The following is a 19,560-nucleotide window of genomic DNA, read 5'->3' as shown; positions in this document are numbered from 1 at the left end:
GTATCCGACGTCTGTTCGCTCACTTCGCGTAGTGGTTGTCAGCGCCGAGGCGGGCCTCGGGATCGAGCAGCATCGCCGCCTCCTGAGGCTTCTCCGGGCCGTCCCCACCGAAGCGGCGATCGGCAGGCTTCTCGTACAGCGCGGGTCCGCCGGCGATGGCCGACGCCAACCGGTGCTGACCGTCCAGCACGCGGGCGTTGGCCCGGGCCTGGTAATCGGCCCGCTGATCGGCAGGCAGGGCCGCAAGCAGCGCCTGCGGGTGCACCAGCGCCACCAGACCGGACACGTGCCCGAAGCCCAGGCTGGTCACCAGACCGGCCTTGATCGGGAACTTCTCACCCAGGTGCAGCGCCTCGCGCAACCACACGAAGTGCTTGGCATGGTCCAGCTCGCTGTCGACGCAATCCAGGCTGCGGTTCGGCGGGATGACACCGTCACGCAGGATCTGGCACAGGCCCATCATCTGGAAGGCCGCCGCGCCGCCCTTGGCGTGCCCGGTGAGGCTCTTCTGGCTGACCACGAACAGCGGCGCGCCCTTGGACCTGCCCATCGAGGCGGCCAGCCGCTCGTGCAGCTCGGTCTCGTTGGGATCGTTTGCCAGCGTCGAGGTGTCGTGCTTGGAGATCACCGCGATGTCATCGGCACCGACACCCAGCTTGGCCAGTGAACGGGCCAAGCGGGACTGCGTGCCGCCGAGACCGGATGCCAGCGCACCGAGCCCGGGAGCCGGTATCGAGGTGTGCACACCGTCGCCGAAGGAGGAGGCGTAGCCCACCACGGCGAGCACCGGCAGGCCCATCTGCACCGCGAGGTCGCCGCGGGTCAGCAGAATCGTTCCGCCGCCCTGGGATTCGACGAACCCGAGGCGCCGGCGATCGTTGGCGCGGGAGAACTTCGAATCGCTGATCCCCTTGGCGCGCATGACCTCGGTGTCGGCGGTGGCCGACATGTCACCGAAGCCGGTGACGGCCTCCAGCGTCAGGTCGTCATAGCCACCGGCGACCACGAAATCGGCCTTGCCCAGCTTGATCTTGTCGACGCCCTCCTCGACCGACACCGCCGCCGTCGCGCAGGCCGCGACCGGGTGGATCATCGAGCCGTAGCTGCCGATGTAGGACTGCACGACATGGCCGGCGAAGACGTTCGGCAACACCTCCTGCAGGATGTCGTTCGGCTTGCTCTGACCCAGCAGGTTGCCGTGGAACATCCGCTGCATGGACGTGAGCCCACCGATACCGGTGCCCTGCGTGCAGGCCACCAGGCTCGGGTGCACCCAGCGCATCAGCTCGGCCGGGGTGAAGCCCGCGGTCAGGAACGCGTCCACCGTGGTGACCAGGTTCCACAGCGCGAGACGATCGACCGAACTGGCCATGTCCTGGCTCACGCCGTACACGGTCGGGTCGAACCCGGTCGGCACCTGGGCGCCGACGGTGCGCGACATCTTGGCCTTGCGCGGCACCCGGATCTCGGTGCCCGCCTTACGGGTCACCAGCCAGTCACCACTGTCGGGGACCGGCGCGATCACGGTGTGTTCCGGATCGGACTGGGCGAAGCCGCGGGCGTCGCTCTCCGAGGACACCACGAAGCTGAAGTCCTTGTCGAGGAACACCGAAACCAGCAGCGGCGTGGTGTGATCCGCGGTGATGGCACCATCGTCGACGAACTCGCGGATGCCGACCTTGGCCACCACGGCGTCGTGGTAGCGCTCGACCAGTTCGGATTCGTCGACCAGGTCACCGGTCTCGGTGTCGTACCAACCCGGCTTGGGATCGTCTTCCCACTTCACCATTCCGGTGGTCCAGGCCAGCTCCAGGACGCCGGCCGCGGACAGCTCGCCGTCGACCTCCATCTCGAAGCGGGTCCGCGACGAACCGTACGGGCCGAGTTCGGCACCACCGACGATGACGACCATGTCGGCCGGATCGACGTCCAGATCGTCCCAGGCCGGAGCCGGGGCCGCCTGGTAGCCGCGCGGCGGCGAGGGCAGCGCCCGGATGGTCCCGGCCTCGTCCTCGTCGTCCTCGTCGGAGCCGGCCGAGGCCATCTCCTCACGAGCCTTGGCGGCCAGCTCGGCCATGTCGATCTCGATCTCGCCGAGCCCGCCGGTCATGTCGACCTGGATCGGCTCACGCGCGGCGGCGACCTTGGAGTTGATATCGCACAGCGACAACAACATCGAGGCCATCTCTTCGGTCGTGTAGGTGGTCAGACCCGCCTCTTCGACCGCACCGACGATCGCGTCGTTGTGACCCATCAGGCCGGTGCCCTTGGTCCAGCCGATCAACGCGTGCGCCAGCGAAACCCGCTGGCTCCATGAGGATTCGGCCTTCCACCGGGTGACGACGGCGTCGAGGGCCGCCTTGGCCTCGCCGTAGGCGCCGTCCCCGCCGAACATGCCGCGGTTGGGCGAACCCGGCAGCACGACGTGCAGGCGGGAGGCGATATCGCGCTCCGAACCGATGTGCGACAGGCCGGCGATGAGCCGCTGCACGGCCCACAGCAAGACCTTCATCTCCATCTCGGAGCGCGCGCCCGCCTCCGACAGGTCCCCGCTGACCCGCGGTGCGGCGAACGGGAACAGCAGCGTCGGGTTCTGCGCATCCTTGAGGTGGATGGCCTTGGGCCCCAGGTTCTCGGTCTGCTCACTGCCGACCCACTCGACCAATGCGTCGATATCGGCGTAGGAGGCCATGTTGGCGGGCACCACCCACAGCGTCGCATCGAAGCGGGCACTGTCGCGATACAGCTTGCGGTAGAACGCCAACCGGTCATCGTCCAGGCGTGAGGTGGTCGCGATCACGGTCGCACCACCGGCGAGCAGCTGGGACACCACCGACGCGGCGATCGAGCCCTTGGAGGCACCGGTCACGACGGCCACCTCTCCTGCGTAGCCGCCCTTGTCCGGGTTCTCCGCACCGGCGGCAGCCCGGCCGTACAGCGCCGCGTGGACGTTGCGGCCGGCAGCCAGGGCCTTGCCCTGCCACCAGCTGGCCTGCGTGCCGACGACATTGCCCGCACCCTCGAAACGCTCGGACAACCGCTGCCAGTCGGAGTCGATCTCGCTCTCGTCGAGCAGCCACAACCGGGCCAGATCCTCACGGGCGCTTGCCCACCGGTCGTCGAACACGACGGCCTTGCGGGCATCGAACACCGGTGAGACCAGACGCGGCCAGTCCGATCCGAGTTCGGTGGTCACCAGGTCGATCAGATCGGCGTCGCTGACGGTCTCCGGAGCGCTGACCGGGCTGTCGAGCCCCAGCTGGCCAAGGATGGTGCGGGCCGCGTTGGCCAGCACACCGTTGGGTCCGGTGACCTGCTCGGCGAATTCGCCGAGGGCTGCCGAGTCGACGACACCGCCACCGGCGGCGCCGGAGGACGGCAGGCTGACCGGGATGCCCTTGCGCGCACCGACCGCGGTGACTGCGGCATCGATGACCTTGTCGACCGAGGCCGCATCGGCCAGGGCGCCCTCGTGCAGGCCGCCCATGTTGCCACCGCGGACACTGGAGCCCTCGCGGGTGCCCAGCGCAACCTCGGCGGTCACGTGCTTGGCCCAGCCCGGTCCCAGTTCCCATGTCTTGGCGACACGTTCGGCGATGTAGGCCGGACGCTTGCCCGAGGGGCCGAAGACGGTCCGCAGCTGATCGTTGATCGAGTCCGACAGCACCGGGCCGAACGGCTTGTAGGTGCGGGCCAGCTTGGTCACCTGCGCCTTGAGACCGGACAGATCGGCCTCGGCGGCGCCGTCGATGGCACCGAGGTTCAGCTCGGAGCCCAGGTCGACCAGCATCTGGTTGCGGCGCGAGGACGCGCCGTCGGTGATCGACTCGATGGAGTCCAGCGGTTCGATCTGGTCGATGCGCATCTTGGCTGCCAGCGCGATGAGCACCAGCGTGGCATCGGCCGCGTCAAAGGTGATGTCGTCCGGACGCGGTCCACCCGACGGGGCGGCCGAGGGGGCCGGGGCGGCGGCCGGAGCCGCTGCCGCGGGCGCCGACTCGGGAGCCGAGGCAACCGCTGCGATCTCCTCGACCTCGGGCTCGGGATCGGTGTCGGTGGCGAACAGCACCGCGGCGTCACGCTCGGCGTTGAGCACCTCGGTGGTGCTGTGCGAGTACTCCGGCAACTTCAGCGTGTTGGTCGCCAGGCCGGCCACCGTCGGCGCGGTCTTCACACCGATCTCGACGAACCGCTCGACACCGAGGCCACCTGCGGCCTCCTCGATGAACAGCAGGTCCTGGGTCTCGATCCAGCGCACCGGGCTGGCGAACTGCCAGGCCAGCAGCTCGATGACGATCTTGCGCATCAGCTCACGCGGACGCTCGTTACGCCAGGTGTCGTAATCGGCGAGCACCTCGTCCAGCGGCTCGGCGGGCACCAGATCGCGGATCTCCTGGATGAAGTCACGATCCAGGGTGAACGGACGCGGCACCAGGTTCGGGATGTACTTGCCCACCAGCAGTTCCGGATCGGCATCGGTGGGCATCACGCGCTCCAGCGAGCGCCGGAAGTCGGCGACGCCGACACGCAACACCTCGGAGTGGAACGGCACGTCGATACCGGGAACCAGGATGAACGACCGCTTGCCACCGCTGATCTCGCGACGCCGCTCGATCTCCTCCTCCAGGGCCTCCAGGCCGCGGACCGTACCGGCGATGGCGTACTGCGAGCCACGCAGGTTGAAGTTCACGATCTGCAGGAATTCCCCGGTGCGCTCGGAGATCTCGGCGACGAAGGCGGTGACGTCGTCATCGTCGAGGTCGATCTGCGACGGTCGGATCGCGGCCAGCCGGTAGTTGGACCGGCCCTTCTCGTCACGCGGGACGATGTCGTGCATCTTGGAGCCGCGGTGGAACACGACCTCCAGCAGGGCCGGCAGTTCGTAGACGCCCGAGACACAGGCCAGCGCGGTGTATTCACCGACGGAGTGACCACAGGCGATGGCACCTTCGACGAACGCACCCTGCTCGCGCATCTCGGCGACCTGCGCGGCGGCCACGGTGGCCATGGCGACCTGGGTGAACTGCGTCAGGTACAGCACGCCCTCGGGATGGTGGTAGTGCACGCCGGAGGCGATCAGGCTGGTCGGGTTGTCCTTGACCACGTGCAGCACCGAGAAGCCCAGCGTGTCGCGGGTGAACTTGTCGGCGATGTCCCACACCTTGCGGGCGGCCTTGGACCGGGCCCGGACCTCCATGCCCATGCCCTTGTGCTGAATGCCCTGACCGGGGAAGGCGTACACCGTCTTCGGCGCGGCCAGCTGCGCCGAGGCGGCCATCACCAGATCGCCGCCGACCTTGGCGGTCACCTCGATGATCTCCGCGCCGCGGTCGATGCCGACCCGGTCGACACGGAACTCGATCTCGTCGCCCGGCAGCACCATGCCCAGGAAACGGGAGGTCCAGCCCACCAGACGGGCCGGCGGGGTGGCGCGCCCGTCGGTGGCGGTGACGACGTGCTGCGCGGCGGCCGAGAGCCACATGCCGTGCACGATCGGGCCCTTCAGGCCCGCGAGAAGCGCTGCGGCGCGGTCGGTGTGGATCGGGTTGTGGTCACCGGACACCACGGCGAACGCGCTCATATCGGTGGGCGCGGTCATGGTGACGTCACGACGACGGCGACGCGGGGTGTCGGTCGCGTTGTCGGTCATCGCACCACCGGCGCGAATGGGATCTTCCAACTCGACGGCGCCGGTGCGTCCACGGATGGCGAAACGCTCGACCAGACGGGCCAATTCGGCGCCCTGAGCGTCACTGATGATGACCTCGACCGGCACGACACGGCCGACCTCGGTGTCGATGGCGGCCGAAGCCGTTGCGGTGACCGTCAATTCGGCGGCGTCCTTGGGCATCGGCGCCAGCAGGTGGGCGGCGTGATCCAGGTGCACCAGGCTCAGCAGGCCCTCGATGACCGGGAATCCGGCCTCGGTGACCGCGGCGCCGATGGTGGCGAACACCGCGGGCCAGCACTTACCGACCAGGGCGTCCGGAACCAGGGTCAGTCCGGGGGCCAGCGGGGCGCCGAAGGTGGCGGTGACACCGGTGTGGTCGGCGACCTCCTCGGGATCCCAGCCGACGGTGACGGTGGCGGTGTTGTCCACGACGGCCGGCAGCGCGTCGACGCCGTCGACGCCGGCGGCGATGGCGAGCACGGCGCGCATGGCCGCGGCGGCATCCTCGGTGGTGACGACCGGCATACCACCGTTGACGGTGGCGGCGGGCAGCGTGAGCTTGATGTCGATCCAGATGTCACTCAGCGGAACGCTCAGCGTCACACCCTCGTCGGTGAGCTCGAGGCGCGAACCGGTCGACGGGTGTGTCGCGGCGCGGTTCTCGTTGACCTGCCATTCGCCCGGGGCGCCGATCCGGTGCACCGGGTTGATCGCGGTGCGGCCCGCCCACAGCACGTCGGGCGAATCCAGCACCACGGCAATGGGTCCGGTGGCACCGGGATTGGCCTGCCGGCGCGAGACGACGGGCACCGGGGTGGCGCCGGAGGCGACGACCTCGTCGATGGCGGCCTGCTCGAAGCGGTCGAGCAGTTCACCGACGGGCTCGTCGACACGGGTGATACCCGCGACGGCGGCGGTGCCCGGGATGATGCAGACCTGGTCGGCGGTGTAGCGCGCGTCGTGCGCTTGCCACAGCGAGTCGCTGCGCCACCAGCGGCGGACGTCCTTGTCGATGACCGGCACGAAGTTCACCGGCTTGCCCGGCGTCTTGCACAGTGTGACGAAGAACGGGACGTCGGCCGGGTGCAGCTTGAGGGTCTCGGCGTCCGGGTACCGGTTGAGCAACGTGTCGACGGCGGCGGCCGGATGCTCCAGCAGCGCAACACCTTCGGGGCTCTTGGCGAACAGGGTGTCGATCGGGCCGGAATCCTTGGGATGCAGGCGGGCCTCGGCGCGCTTGAGCATCTCCTCGAAGCGGTCGCGCCAGGTGATGTCCAGCCACGGCGAGTCCTCGGACTTGGTGTCCGCGGTCGAGTCGCCATCGCCGATGGCCAACTCCACGTAGCGGTCCAGCCACTGCAGGTAGGTCATGTCGGCGAGGTCACCGAAGTACGGCTTGGCGGTGTCGGCCATCGCGGCGATGATCTCGTCGCGACGCTCGGCCACGGCGTCGGCGTCACCGGCGACCTCGTCGAGCAGCCGACCACAGCGGGAGGCGGTGTTGTCGATCTCGTGGATGTCGGCACCGAGCTGGCTACGCCCGGATGCCATGCCACCCTGGGCCTTTCCGGCGCCCACCCAGACATCGGTGCCCTTGGTGTCGACCAGCAGCTGCTTGACCGCAGGCGAGGTGGTGGCCTCAAGGGTGGCCATCGCGGCGGTGCCGACGAGGATGCCGTCGACCGGCATCAGCGGGAAGCCGTAGGTCTGCGACCACCGGCCGGCCAGGTAGTCGGCGGCCCGCTCGGGGGTGCCGATGCCGCCACCGACGCAGATGGTGATGTTGGACAGCTTGCGCAGGTCGGCGTAGGTGCTCAGGAGCAGATCGTCGAGGTCCTCCCACGAGTGGTGGCCACCGGCGCGGCCACCCTCGATATGGGCGATGACGTCCTTATCGGGCACCTCGGCGGCGATCTTGATGACGGCCTTGATCTGGTCGACGGTGCCCGGCTTGAACACCACGTGGGTGATGCCGATCTCGTTGAGCTCCTCGATCAGCGCGACGGCCTCGTCGAGCTCGGGGATGCCCGCGGTGACCACGACACCGTCGATGGGCGCACCGGACTGGCGCGCCTTCTGCACGATGCGCTTGCCGCCGAGCTGCAGCTTCCAAAGGTAGGGGTCCAGGAACAGCGAGTTGAACTGGATGGCCCGGCCCGGCTCCAAGAGCTCGGCCAGGTCCTCAAGGCGGTCCTCGAAGATCTTTTCGGTGACCTGGCCGCCACCGGCCAGCTCGGCCCAGTGGCCGGCGTTGGCGGCCGCGGCGACGATCTTGGCGTCCACGGTGGTCGGGGTCATCCCCGCCAGCAGGATCGGCGACCGGCCGGTGAGGCGGGTGAACTTGGTGGACAGCTTCACCGACCCGTCGGGCAGGGTGACCGTCGACGGGGCGTAGCTGGTCCACGGGGCGGGCACCTCGGGCACGGCGCCCACGGTGAACAGGCTGCGTTGGCCGGCGCGGGTGGCGGCGGGCACGATGCCGATGCCGAGTCCGCGGATGACCGGCGCGGTCAGCCGGGTGACGGTGTCGGCGGGGCCGAGGTCGATGATCCAGCGGGCGCCCGCGGTGTGCAGCGCCTCGACGTCGGAGACCCAGTCGATCGGGTTGACGAAGATGGACTCGGTCATCGCGTGGGCGAGTTCGGTGTCGATGCCGATCTTGGCGGCCCAACGATCGACCAGCGCGACGCCGTCGGCCAGGCGCGGGGTGTGGAAGCCGACCTCGACCTGGATGGGGTTGAAGACGGGCGCGAACACCGCGCCACCGCGCAGCTTGTTCTTGCGCTCGGCCTCTTCCTTCTCGGTGATCTTCGAGCAGTACAGCTCGAAGCGACCGAGCTGTTCGGGAGTGCCGGTGATGACCACCGAGCGGCGGCCGTTGCGGATCGAGAGCACCGGGGGCAGCACGGTGCGCACGTCGGTGGAGAAATCTTCGAGCAGCTCGGCGATCCGGTCCGGGTCGACGTTGGTCACCGAGACCATCGGCGACTTGTCACCGCGGCCGACCATGCCGCGCCGGCGTGAGACCAGGGAACCGGCGGCACCGATCAGCTGCAGCAGGGCGAGCAGCTCCGCGTCGCGGGTGCCCTTCACCTTCAGCGACTCGACGCCCAAGATGCCCTGGGAGTGGCCGGCCATGGCCACGGGTGGGGTGCCCATCAGGTCGAGCCCCTGCCGGGTCAGGGCGCGGATCGCGGCCATCTGGGTCAGCAGGATGCCGGGGCCGGAGATGGCGGCGGTGGTGAGCTGCTTGGTGTCGGGCAGCGGCTCCTCGGCTGCCAGCGCGCGAACCCACTGCAGCGGCTCGAAGCCGATCGGGCGGACGACGACGAGCTCCCGGGCAACCGGCTCGAGCAGCAGTGCCGCCTCGCCGACCAGTTCGCTCAGCTCGGACTCGATGCCCGCGGAGCTGACCAGCTCCTCCAGGCTCTCCAGCCACGCGCCACCCTGCCCGCCGAATGCGACGGCATACGGCTCGCCGGCATTGAGCAGGTCGACCAGAGCGTGTGCGCCACCCAACGAACCATCCTTCAAGCCGTTCTTACCGGCCGTCACCCTGTCGTGTTCGTTGATCGTCACGTCGTGTTCTCTCCCTCGGTGCAGTCTTTGTCACGCACTCACGCTTGTCGTACCCGTGTGCCGCGCCGTCGCGGCGGGAAGCGAATCGGTCCCCGGCGGTCCGACTCGTCCTGTGGTCTGTGGTCTGTGTGACGATTCAGCTCTGAATCGTCGGCGGGCCGGTGTACGTCCGGGGCTGTCCGGGTATCGATGGAATCCGGTCCTGGACGTGTCCGACGGCCAATCCCGCCCCACTAAGAGTGTCATAAGGATCGGGGTCGTTTTTCGCGTTCAAATGGTTACTGGCGAGTTCTACGCCCGGGTAACCAGATGTTGGGTAACGACGGTCACAAGCGCGTGCAAACGCCTCCGGGACAAACGTCCTGCATGCGGGTGGTTACGGTCGAGTAGCTATAACTTCCCAGATCAGCGCTATGCCGTTATCAAATCGTTATCTAAGAATTCCGCGGTCTCCGCCGCCGCTCGGCGCGGTGGCGACCGCCGCCGAGAAATGACACTCGGACCCAAAGTGTCCGGTGTCGCAATCTGGGTAGTTTGCGGAGTTTGCTGGAAATTATTACTGATCGGTAAGTTTTGGCCCGCGTCCCGATGCGACCGGCGCCGCTTCGGATACCAGGCCACACATCACCCGCTCCACCCGTCCGGCCACCAAACCGACCAGATCCTCGGGACCGACGACGCCAGGGGCGGCCGCCCGCCACGCCGCGACCGCCTCGGCGGCAAGCGAATCCACACCGTCGCGGATGGCTTCGGAGATCGCAGAGGCCCCCTCTGCGTACTCCCGCGGATCGCGGTGCGCACCGCCCATAGGTTGCCGAGGCCCCAGGATTGCCGCGTCCAGCCCCAGTACGTCGCCCACATCGCCGCCGGCGCGGACGGTCTCGAAGAATTCGGCGATGTGCGCCGAGGTGAACCCGCGCGCGAGCAACCGATCGATGGTCTGCAATTGCCCCAGATGCGCGGCATCGTAGAAAGCCGCACGCCCCACCCGGCGCGGTGGATCCAGCAACCCGCGCTCGCGGTAGGCGCGAATATTGCGCGCACTGACCCCGGATGCACGAGCGAGGTCGTGCAGGCGATATTCGGTCGAAGTCACGCGGCCACCGCCGCACGCTGGCCGCCGACATGCACGGTCATGATCACACTGTAGCGCGCGGTGGTGCTCTTCGAGCAAACTGATAGAACGCTTAGAAACAGCACCGATGCGCGACATGGCAACCCGGTGAGAGATGTCACCGGAAAATGATTCGCAATTCGTCCCATCAATTTGGGACCATTCTTGCCAACCGATACGACCACCCGAGACGACGGAAGGGGCCGGTGCCGTGCGTCCCTGGATCGTCTGGGCCACCGGATTGCTGGCCTATATCGTGGCCGTGCTCAACCGCACCACCCTCGGCGTCTCCGGTCTCGAGGCGGGCGAACGCTTCCACGCCGGGCCGAGCGTGTTGTCCACCTTCGTGGTGCTGCAGATCATCGTCTACGCCGCGGCGCAGGTTCCTGCGGGAGTGTTGCTGGACCGGCACGGGTCCAAGGTGTTGATCATCTCCGGCGCAGCCCTCATGGCGGGCGGACAGCTCGCGATCGCGCTGACCCAATCCCTGCCGATGGCGCTGACCGCCCGCGCCATCGTCGGACTCGGGGATGCCATCACCTTCATCTCGGTGCTGCGCTTGGTGCCGCACTGGTTCCCCGCCCGGCGGGTCCCGCTGTTGACCCAGCTCACCGGCATCAGCGGCCAGTTCGGCCAGGTGCTCTCGGCCGTGCCGTTCCTGACATTGCTGGGTGTCGCCGGGTGGACCCCGGCGTACCTGTCGGTCGCTGCCTTCGCCGTGCTCGCCATGGTGCTGGCAGCGGCGTTGATCCGCAACACCCCCGACGGCAGGCCGGCCACCACGTCCGCGCTGAGTGTGCGGGCGACCCTGGCCAACGTCCGTACCGTCTGGCTGCGTCCGGGTACCCGACTCGGGTTCTTCACCCATATGGGCACCCAGTTCTCGGTGACCGCTTTCGCGTTGATGTGGGGCGTCCCCTACGTGACCACCGCGCAGGGTCAGACCCGCGGTGTCGCCGGGATGCTGTTGACCATCTCGGTCCTGACGGCGGTCGCCGCCGGGGTGGTGCTCGGCATCCTGTGTGGCCGATTCCCGCATCGCCGGTCCCGCTTCGTCCTGGCGATCATCGGCAGCAACGCCGCCATCTGGACGGTCGTGCTGGCCATGCCCGGCCAGGCACCGTTGTGGCTGTTGGTCGTGCTGGTGGTGATCATCTCCGTCGGCGGCCCGGGTTCGATGGTCGGTTTCGACTTTGCCCGGACCTTCAATCCCAGCGCGACGCTGGGCACGGCACAGGGCATGGTCAACATGGGGGGATTTCTGGCCTCACTGATGCTGATGCAGGCAATGGGCTGGATCCTGGACGTCGCGGGCGGATACTCCCCCGAGTCGTTCCGGCTCGCCTGGACGGTTCAGTACGTGGTGTGGGCCGTCGCCGTGATCGGCATCCTGGTGACCCGGCGTAAGACCCGGCGGCAGTTGGGACTGCAGGGCGACGCCTCCGACCGGTGGTTGCTGGAAACCTTCGATCCGGAGCCGACCGACCTCAGGCGCTGATACGCGCCGCCACCGCCGCCGCTGTGTGCCGGTGCCCGACCGTTTCGTGGCCGATGACCACCACCACCGGCGCCAGCGTGGTCACCAGCAGGCACACCGCGATGGGCACCCCGGAGGCCGCGAGCAGCACCGAACCGGCCAGCACTGCGCTGGCCAGCAGACTGAGCACCAGATGAACCCGGCTGGTGGTCCGCAGCATCAGGGCGTGCAACAGGTAGATCAGCCAGATGTAGACCGCCACCGGCACCGCCACGGTCGCCACGCAGGCCGCCGACCCGAGCTCGGAGTGCTCCTCCAGGTAGTAGGCCGCCAGGTGCAGACCCGCGCCGGTGCCGACGATCGCTCCATACAACACGATGGGCAGGTAACCGAACCAGAACGAGGTCTCGCGGTGGACGTGCAACAACTCCCCCGCGGGCACCATGAAGTACATCCACCACATGCCGAAGGTCAGGCCGATACCGGCGACCGCGACCAGGATCGCCTCGGTACTCCAGCCGTGGTCCGACACCACCGCTGTCAACGTCGCCACCGTGCCCACGACCCCCTCACCGAGGGCGATGATGGCCATCAACCCGTACCGCTCGGCGATGTGGTGGGCATGCCACGGTGTGCCGCCCGCGCGGCGTTCGGCCACCACCGGACCTGCCATCTCGAACAGGGTCAGCGCGATCACCAGCAGGCCCGTCACGAGCAGCCCGGTGTGCAGCAGAATCACTGCGATCCAACCGATCTGGGCTACCGAGATGATCGTGGCGTAGGTCAGGCAGGCCCGCCGCCGCGGCGGATCCTGACGCGCGGCCCGCAGCCATTGCGCCACCATCGCGACGCGCATGACCACATAACCGGCCACCATCACCACGTTGTCGACGTGCCCGCCGTGCTCCAACGAGGCAAACATGGCGGGTAGCCCGAGCGCCAGGATCAACACGCCCACCATCTGCAGCATGGTCGTCAGCCGGTACACCCAGTCATCGGTGTCGTATGCCGACGCGAACCAGGTGAAGTTGATCCACGCCCAGCACACGGCGAAGATCGCGAAGGCGAATCCGGCCAGACCCGCGCCGATGTGCCCGGCGGCGAAGGCGTGGGCGAACTGCGACGCCGCGACTCCGAAGGCGATGACGAATGTCAGGTCGAACAGCAGCTCCAGCGGGGAGGCCACCCGGTGCGACTCGTGCGGATCGCGCCCGGACATGACCGATATGCCGCGCGGCCGCCTGTCGACAGTGCTCACCGCAGATTCCCCCTCCCACCGGCGCGCGCCGGTCACCGACAAGATTCAACACGCTAGCGTGGGCGCGTGCCCCCGACCGGTGACCCTGCCACTGCCGTTGGCGTCGTGCTCGCCGCAGGCATCGGTTCACGTGTCGGAGCCGACGGAAACAAGGCCTACCTGGCGCTGGCCGGCAGGCCGATGCTGGCCTGGTCGCTGCGCGCGGTGGCCGACACACCGGAGATCGGTCGGGTGATCCTGGTCTACCGGCGCGGTGAGTTCGATATCGCCGAAGCGATGGTGCGCGCCGAGCTCCCGGACCGCACCATCGAACTCGTCGAGGGCGGCGACACCCGGCACGAATCCGAGTTCAACATGCTCTGCCACATCGCTGCCGATATCGAATCCGGGGCCGTGGACGTCGTTCTCATCCATGACGCCGCCCGCCCGCTGGCCGGGCCGGAGATGATGCGCGCGGCCCTGGACACCGCACGGCGCTTCGGCGGCGCGGTCCCGGGAATCGACGCGGTCGGATTGGCCAGGGCCGGGCAGGACGGTCTGCATCCGCTCACCGAATCAATGGTGCGGGTGCAGACGCCGCAGGCTTTCCGCGCCGAGCCCCTGCTGGCGGCCTACCGCCGCGCCGACGCCGAGGCCTTCGACGGCACCGACACCTCGGCCTGCGTACAACACTTCACCGATGCCGATGTGCGTGTATTCCCCGGTGCGGCAAGCAATCTCAAGGTCACCTACCCGCCGGACATCCGGCTGGCAGAGCACCTGCTCACCGGCAGGCGATGACGGCCTCCAGCAGCGCCGCATCCGCGGGTAGCTCCACCGACACCGCATCGGCATCACCGTCCACGGTGACCGCGCCGGCCAGGCTTTCAACGGGTAGGCGGTCTGCACGCATTCCCCGCGGATACTGCAGCAGCCGCAAGGTGGAGCGGGCCACCGTCGCGGTGATGGTGCCCCCGGCATCGACGGTCTTCACCGTGTCGGTGACCGGCAGCACCGGCACCACCAGCTCGGCGCCGTCGGCCAGGGCACTGACGACCCTGTCGATCATGTCCGGCGCCATGAGCGGGTGACGGTGATCGGCCAGCAGCACGTGGGTGGCGCCGCGGCGACCGGCGCGCACCCCGGCCAGCGCGAGGCAGTCCGCTCGGGTCGCGGAAGCGTCGACGGGCAGGATCTCGGTGGGCAGGCCGGCCAGTGCCGCATCGAATCGGTCCGCGAAGGCCTCGTCGACGACCACCAACACATGGCGGGCCACCCGGGACAGCGATCGCACCATTCGACGCACGGCAGGGTCACCGCACAGCGGCGTGAGCGCGCCGCCCGGGTTCTCCTGGGGCGCGAACACGATGACAGCGGTGAGTTCCACGGCGGTCAGGGTAGCCCGTTTGCCCAGCGTGATGGCCGGGTAAAGAGCTTGCACGGATCAATGGCGATCCTGTTAGCCTTTTGATCACAAAGGTGTGTAACAAATCAGCCATCCCGCACGACAGAGGGATGTCGCCCGAATCAGTCGGGTGGGGAAAGGTATAAACCACATGCTCAAGGTGTCGCGCACGAAGCTTGCCGTCGTGATCGGCGGGATCGCAGTAGCACTGCCGATGTCGGCCGGGATCGCCTCTGCCCAGCCCGACCTCAGCAGTGTCGTCAACACGACCTGCACATACGACCAGGTGATGGCCGCGATGAATGCCCAGCAGCCCGATCTGGCCGCGCAGTTCAACGCTCAGCCGATGGCCCTGGGCATGCTGCGGTCCTTCCTGTCCTCGGGACCGGTGGAGCGTCAGAACACGGTCAACCAGATCGCTGCCTACCCGGGTGCCGCCAGCTACCTGGGCGCGGTGCAGAACCTCGCGGGTACCTGCAACAACTACTGATCACCGCGGTACCGATCACGCTTGTCGAATGTCCCGTCCTCCGGTTCGGAGGGCGGGACATTTCGCTTTCGCGAGGACGCCGCGAGCACGCTCACTCCCACCGCACAGGCGAACACCCCGAGGATCAGGTGCCGTGGCCAGTCGGACTCGGCATAGGCCCACAGCTGCAAGCCGCCGGCCACCAGGGCCATCAGACTGAATGTGAATCCGGCGATGCGCAGCGCCATGGGACGAGTGTGCCAGGGCACGCAGCGGACACCGCCTACAGACCGAGCGATTTCGCGATGATCACCTTCATGACCTCGCTGGTTCCGGCATAGATCCGCGCCACCCGGGCATCGGTGTACAACCGGGCGATCGGATACTCCATCATGTAGCCGTAGCCACCGAACAACTGCAGGCAGCGATCGACCACCCTGGCCTGCATCTCGGTGCAGAATAATTTGACCCGGGCCGCGTCGGCGCCCGACAGCTCACCGGCGACCAGCAGGGCCACGGCACGGTCGAGCATCGCCTGGCCCGCCTCGACCTCCGCAGAGCAGGCAGCCAGCTCGAACTTGGTGTTCTGGAATGACGAGACCGACGCCCCGAAGATCGTCCGGTCCCTGGTGTAGCGGATGGCCTCGGCTATCGCCGAGCGTGCCTGGGCCACCGACCCCACCGCGATGGTGAGCCGCTCCTGGGGCAGGTTCTGCCCCAGGTATCCGAATGCCTCACCTTCCTGCCCGAGCACATTGGCGGCGGGCACCCGCACATCGACGAACGACAGCTCCGCGGTGTCCTGGACCTTGCAGCCCATCTTCTCCAACTCACGGCCCCTGGTGAATCCGGGCATCCCGTCCTCCACGACGAAAAGCGTCAGACCCTTGCGCCGGTTGTCCGGGTCGGTGGCGGTGCGCGCAACGACGATCACCAGGTCGGCTTGCATACCGCCGGTGATGAAAGTCTTGGCGCCGTTGAGGATCCAGTCCTCACCATCACGGACCGCCGAGGTCCGCATACCGGCCAGATCCGATCCGGTGCCGGGTTCGGTCATCGCGACCGCGGTCAGCAGCGTGCCGTCGGCCAGCCCGGGGAACCAGCGGCTGCGCTGTTGCTCGTCGGCGTAGTGCAGGAAGTACGGCAGGATCACCTCGAGCTGGGTGCGCACCGTGGACAACGTCACCAGCGCGCGGGCCGCCTCTTCCTGCAGCACCACGTTGTAGCGGTAGTCCGGTTCGCCCCCTCCCCCGTACTCCTCGGGAATGGCCATGCCCAACATGCCCAGCGCACCCATCTTCTCGAACACCGCGCGCGGCATGCGGCCGGCCTTTTCCCAGTCGGGATATGCGGGCACGACCTCCTTCTCGACGAAGTCGCGGGCGAGCTCACGGAACGCCTCGTGGTCCTCGGTGAACAGATCTCGTTGCACTGCAGGCTCCCTTCGCTCAGGCCACGAGCTCGACGAGGGTGGCGTTGGCGGTCCCACCGCCCTCACACATGGTCTGCAATCCGTACCGAATACCGTTGTCGCGCATATGGTGGATCATCCGGGTCATCAGCACCGCACCCGATGCGCCGAGCGGGTGGCCCAACGAGATGGCGCCGCCGAGCGGATTGAGCCTGGCCTCGTCCACCCCGGTCTCGGCCAGCCAGGCCAGCGGAACCGGCGCAAACGCCTCGTTGACCTCGAACACACCCACCTCGTCGATCGCGACGCCGGCCTTGCGCAACACCTTCTCGGTCGCCGGAATGGGAGCGGTCAACATCAGCACCGGGTCTGCTCCGGTGACCGCCCCCGCCCGATAGCGGACCAGCGGCGTCAGACCAAGGTTCAGCGCCTGGTCGGAGCTCATGACCAGCAGCGCTGCCGCCCCGTCGGAGATCTGTGAGGAGTTCCCGGCGTGGATGATGCCGTCCTCGGTGAAAGCCGGTTTGAGACCGGCGAGGGTATCGACCGTGGTGCCCCGTCGGACACCCTCGTCGAGGGTGATCACGTCGGTTTCGGTGAACACCGGCATGATCTGATCGATGAAGGCACCGGAATCCTGCGCCGCAGCGGCACGTTCGTGCGACCGCGCGGAATACTCGTCACAGCGCCCCCGAGAGAGCTCCCACTTCTGGCAGATCATTTCGGCGGAGAGACCCTGATTGAAGGTGAAATCGTCATATCGGGCAAGCACTTTCGGTCCGTATGGCTGTCCTGTGGCGCGCGCAGCCCCCAGCGGGACGCGGCTCATCACCTCGACTCCACCGGCGACCACCACATCTTGCTGACCCGACATGACGGCCTGCACAGCGAAGTCCAGCGCCTGTTGGCTCGATCCGCACGCCCGGTTCACCGTGGTACCCGGGATCGATTCCGGCCAGCCGGCCGCCAACACCGCGTAGCGACCGATGTTGCTCGATTGATCACCCACCTGCGATACGCAGCCCCAGACCACATCGTCGACGAGTGTCGGGTCCACGCCGGTGCGTTCGGACAGTTCGTTGAGCACCATGGCGGACAGGTCCGCGGCGTGCTGCTCGGACAGACCGCCGTTGCGCTTTCCGACCGGGGTGCGCACGGCTCCTACGATGACGGTCTCGCGCATCACGCCTGCTCCTTCGTCGTGGGCGGGTGCGCCCTGGTGTCGATGAATTCCGGCCCAATTGCACCCGCATCGCGCAAGGCGGCCACTTCTGTTTCGCTGTAACCGATTTCGGCCAGCACGGTATCGGTGTGCTCACCGAGTCCCGGAACCGCTCCCATGCCCAGCTCGAAGCCGGTGATGATGGGAGGCGGAAGCAACGCGGTGATCTCACCGTGCGGCGTATCGACCGCCCGCCACCGGTCGCGGGCCGTCAGATGCCGGTGATTGACGACCTCGCTGGGGGTGTTGAAGCGTGAGTTCCCTATCCCGGCGGCATCGGCGGTTCGCTGGATGTCCTCGAGATCGTGCCGAGCGCACCATGATTCGATCGCAGCGTTGAGTTCGTCGCGGTGCGCGCACCGCTGGACGTTGGTCGCCAGGCGCGGGTCGTCGGCCAGGTCGGGACGATCGATGATCTCCCGGGCGAGTCGCTGCCACTCTCGATCGTTGGTTGTTCCGAGTACCACCGTCTGTCCGTCGCGGGTTCCGAACGCTCCGTACGGCGCGACGGCCGGTGAACCCATTCCCAAGGGCTGCTGGTCCATTCCGGAATGCTGGGCGTAGGTCAGCGGATATCCCATGATGTCGGTCATGGTGTCGAACAAGCTCACCGAGACCGCCGGCGCAGTATCGCCACCGCCTCCGGCCCGGCCCACCAGGAGCGCAAGAATCGACAGGGCCGAATAGAGGCCGGTGGTGATATCGGCGACCGGCGGGCCCGGTTTGGCGGGCATGCCCGGATGGCCGGTGGTCGCACATGCTCCGGATTCGGCCTGCACCAGCAGGTCGTAGGCGCGCCTACCCGAGAGCGGGCCCCCGGTGCCGTACCCGTCGATCTGGACGGGGATCACGTGCGGATGTCGCCGCTGCAGATCCTGCGGACCCACCCCCAGCCGGTCCGTGGCGCCGGGTGCGAGGTTGGAGACGAACGCATCGGCGCCGGCCAGCAGGCGGTGCAGGACGTCCAGGCCTGCGGGTGACTTGAGGTTCAGCGTCACCGAATGCTTGCCCCGGTTCGCCCAGACGAAATGCGCGGCCATGCCGTTGACGACATCGTCGTAGGACCTGGCGAAATCGCCGCCGTCAGGATTCTCGATCTTGATGATCCGGGCCCCGAAGTCGGCGAGCACCCTGGTACACATCGGCGCTGATATCGCCTGCTCCATGGCAACGATCGTGATGCCGGCAAGTGGACCTGTCACACAAATCACATAACCATGCCGAGGCCGACCGGCAGGACACGACCCGTGGCAACGCGGATGCAGAATGCGATTCTCACAAAACGAGATCGGAAGTATCCTGGCCCGGTGACCGACAGCGACACCGAACCCGCCTGGAAGCAACGCGCCCTGGAGCGCTCGCTTCGGCCGGCCAAGCTGCGTGCCGCGCAGCGAGTCGAGCGCTTTCTGCAAGCCGCTCAGTCGATCATGGCCGAGAAGGGCAGCACCGACTTCACCGTCCAGGAGGTGGTCGACCGGTCTCGGCAGTCGCTGCGCAGCTTTTACCTGCAGTTCGACGGCAAGCACGAACTGTTGCTCGCACTGTTCGAGGATGCGCTGGGCCAACTGGCCGATCAGATTCGTATTGCCATCGCCGGGCACACCGACCCGGTCCAGCGACTGCGGATGGCCGTCGGATTACTGTTCACGTCCGCACGTTCCGAGACGGCCGGGCAGCGACCGCTGTTCAGCGATGTCGCACCCCGGCTGTCGGTCTCCCATCCCGCCGAGGTCATGGTGGCCCAGGCGCCCGTGCTGAACCTGCTGTCGGACTTGATGGCCGATGCGACAGCGGCCGACAGGCTGCGGCCCTTCGTCGACCCTCGCCGGATCGCCCGGATCACGATGCAGACCGTCATGACCTTCGCGCAGTCCGGTGACGGTGACACCGCCGACGATTCGATCAGCGCGGACGAGATGTGGGATTTCATCGCGCACGGGATCACCAACGGCGGCTGACGGTTCGCGCGCCGTCG

11 protein-coding genes and 1 pseudogene are annotated in these 19,560 nt (G+C 67.8%); 4 read left to right on the top strand and 8 right to left on the bottom strand.

Annotation, left to right across the window (positions count from 1 at the left end; genetic code table 11):
• Window positions 1-19: 19 nt before the first annotated feature.
• Window positions 20-9,250 carry a type I polyketide synthase gene (locus G154_RS23980; protein ID WP_019511613.1) on the bottom strand — a complete coding sequence of 3,077 codons (9,231 nt, stop codon included), beginning with the start codon at window positions 9,248-9,250 and terminating at the stop codon, window positions 20-22.
• 820 nt (window positions 9,251-10,070) lie between these two features.
• A pseudogene (locus tag G154_RS27220) lies at window positions 10,071-10,346 on the bottom strand (MerR family transcriptional regulator); the annotation flags it as partial.
• A 229-nt stretch (window positions 10,347-10,575) separates the two neighbouring features.
• Between G154_RS27220 and G154_RS23970 the strand changes: the two are divergent.
• Window positions 10,576-11,862: a nitrate/nitrite transporter gene (locus tag G154_RS23970; RefSeq protein WP_019511611.1), complete on the top strand. Its 1,287-nt coding sequence runs from the start codon at window positions 10,576-10,578 to the stop codon at window positions 11,860-11,862.
• On the opposite strand, the gene G154_RS23965 is transcribed toward G154_RS23970, so the two are convergent.
• Window positions 11,852-13,060 (bottom strand): low temperature requirement protein A, encoded by a 1,209-nt coding sequence (locus G154_RS23965; protein ID WP_019511610.1) that lies wholly within the window; start codon window positions 13,058-13,060, stop codon window positions 11,852-11,854. The genes G154_RS23970 and G154_RS23965 overlap by 11 nt on opposite strands.
• 105 nt (window positions 13,061-13,165) lie before the next feature.
• On the opposite strand from G154_RS23965, the gene G154_RS23960 reads away from it, so the two are divergent.
• Window positions 13,166-13,879, top strand: coding sequence for a 2-C-methyl-D-erythritol 4-phosphate cytidylyltransferase (locus tag G154_RS23960; RefSeq protein WP_031601620.1), 714 nt, complete (start codon window positions 13,166-13,168; stop codon window positions 13,877-13,879).
• On the opposite strand, the gene G154_RS25675 is transcribed toward G154_RS23960, so the two are convergent.
• Complete coding sequence (locus G154_RS25675; RefSeq protein ID WP_045546662.1) at window positions 13,863-14,465, bottom strand: 2-C-methyl-D-erythritol 4-phosphate cytidylyltransferase; 603 nt, start codon at window positions 14,463-14,465, stop codon at window positions 13,863-13,865. The genes G154_RS23960 and G154_RS25675 overlap by 17 nt on opposite strands.
• Before the next feature lie 169 nt (window positions 14,466-14,634).
• Between G154_RS25675 and G154_RS23950 the strand changes: the two genes are divergently transcribed.
• Window positions 14,635-14,973 carry a hemophore-related protein gene (locus tag G154_RS23950; RefSeq protein WP_019511607.1) on the top strand — a complete coding sequence of 113 codons (339 nt, stop codon included), beginning with the start codon at window positions 14,635-14,637 and terminating at the stop codon, window positions 14,971-14,973.
• On the opposite strand, the gene G154_RS23945 is transcribed toward G154_RS23950, so the two are convergent.
• The 4 genes from G154_RS23945 to G154_RS23930 are packed head-to-tail and all read right to left on the bottom strand — an operon-like array spanning window position 14,967 to window position 18,787.
• Entirely contained in the window at window positions 14,967-15,200 is a 234-nt protein-coding gene (locus G154_RS23945) for a hypothetical protein (protein ID WP_019511606.1), read from the bottom strand. The genes G154_RS23950 and G154_RS23945 overlap by 7 nt on opposite strands.
• A gap of 35 nt (window positions 15,201-15,235) precedes the next feature.
• The gene (locus G154_RS23940; protein WP_019511605.1) at window positions 15,236-16,384 is read right to left on the bottom strand and encodes an acyl-CoA dehydrogenase family protein; all 1,149 of its coding nucleotides are present in this window, start codon (window positions 16,382-16,384) and stop codon (window positions 15,236-15,238) included.
• A gap of 16 nt (window positions 16,385-16,400) precedes the next feature.
• A complete protein-coding gene (locus tag G154_RS23935) occupies window positions 16,401-17,546 on the bottom strand; it encodes a thiolase family protein (RefSeq protein ID WP_019511604.1) in 1,146 nt (381 codons plus the stop codon).
• Window positions 17,546-18,787: a CaiB/BaiF CoA-transferase family protein gene (locus G154_RS23930; protein WP_023986079.1), complete on the bottom strand. Its 1,242-nt coding sequence runs from the start codon at window positions 18,785-18,787 to the stop codon at window positions 17,546-17,548. The genes G154_RS23935 and G154_RS23930 overlap by 1 nt, the downstream gene beginning before the upstream one ends.
• A gap of 105 nt (window positions 18,788-18,892) precedes the next feature.
• On the opposite strand from G154_RS23930, the gene G154_RS23925 reads away from it, so the two are divergent.
• Window positions 18,893-19,543: a TetR/AcrR family transcriptional regulator gene (locus G154_RS23925; protein ID WP_019511602.1), complete on the top strand. Its 651-nt coding sequence runs from the start codon at window positions 18,893-18,895 to the stop codon at window positions 19,541-19,543.
• Window positions 19,544-19,560: the final 17 nt, after the last annotated feature.

This window comes from Mycobacterium sp. VKM Ac-1816D (genome assembly GCF_000416385.1).
GTDB lineage: Bacteria > Actinomycetota > Actinomycetes > Mycobacteriales > Mycobacteriaceae > Mycobacterium > Mycobacterium neoaurum_A.
The sequence above is the reverse complement of the archived record's forward strand: the minus strand, read 5'-3'. Positions and strand labels throughout refer to the sequence as shown.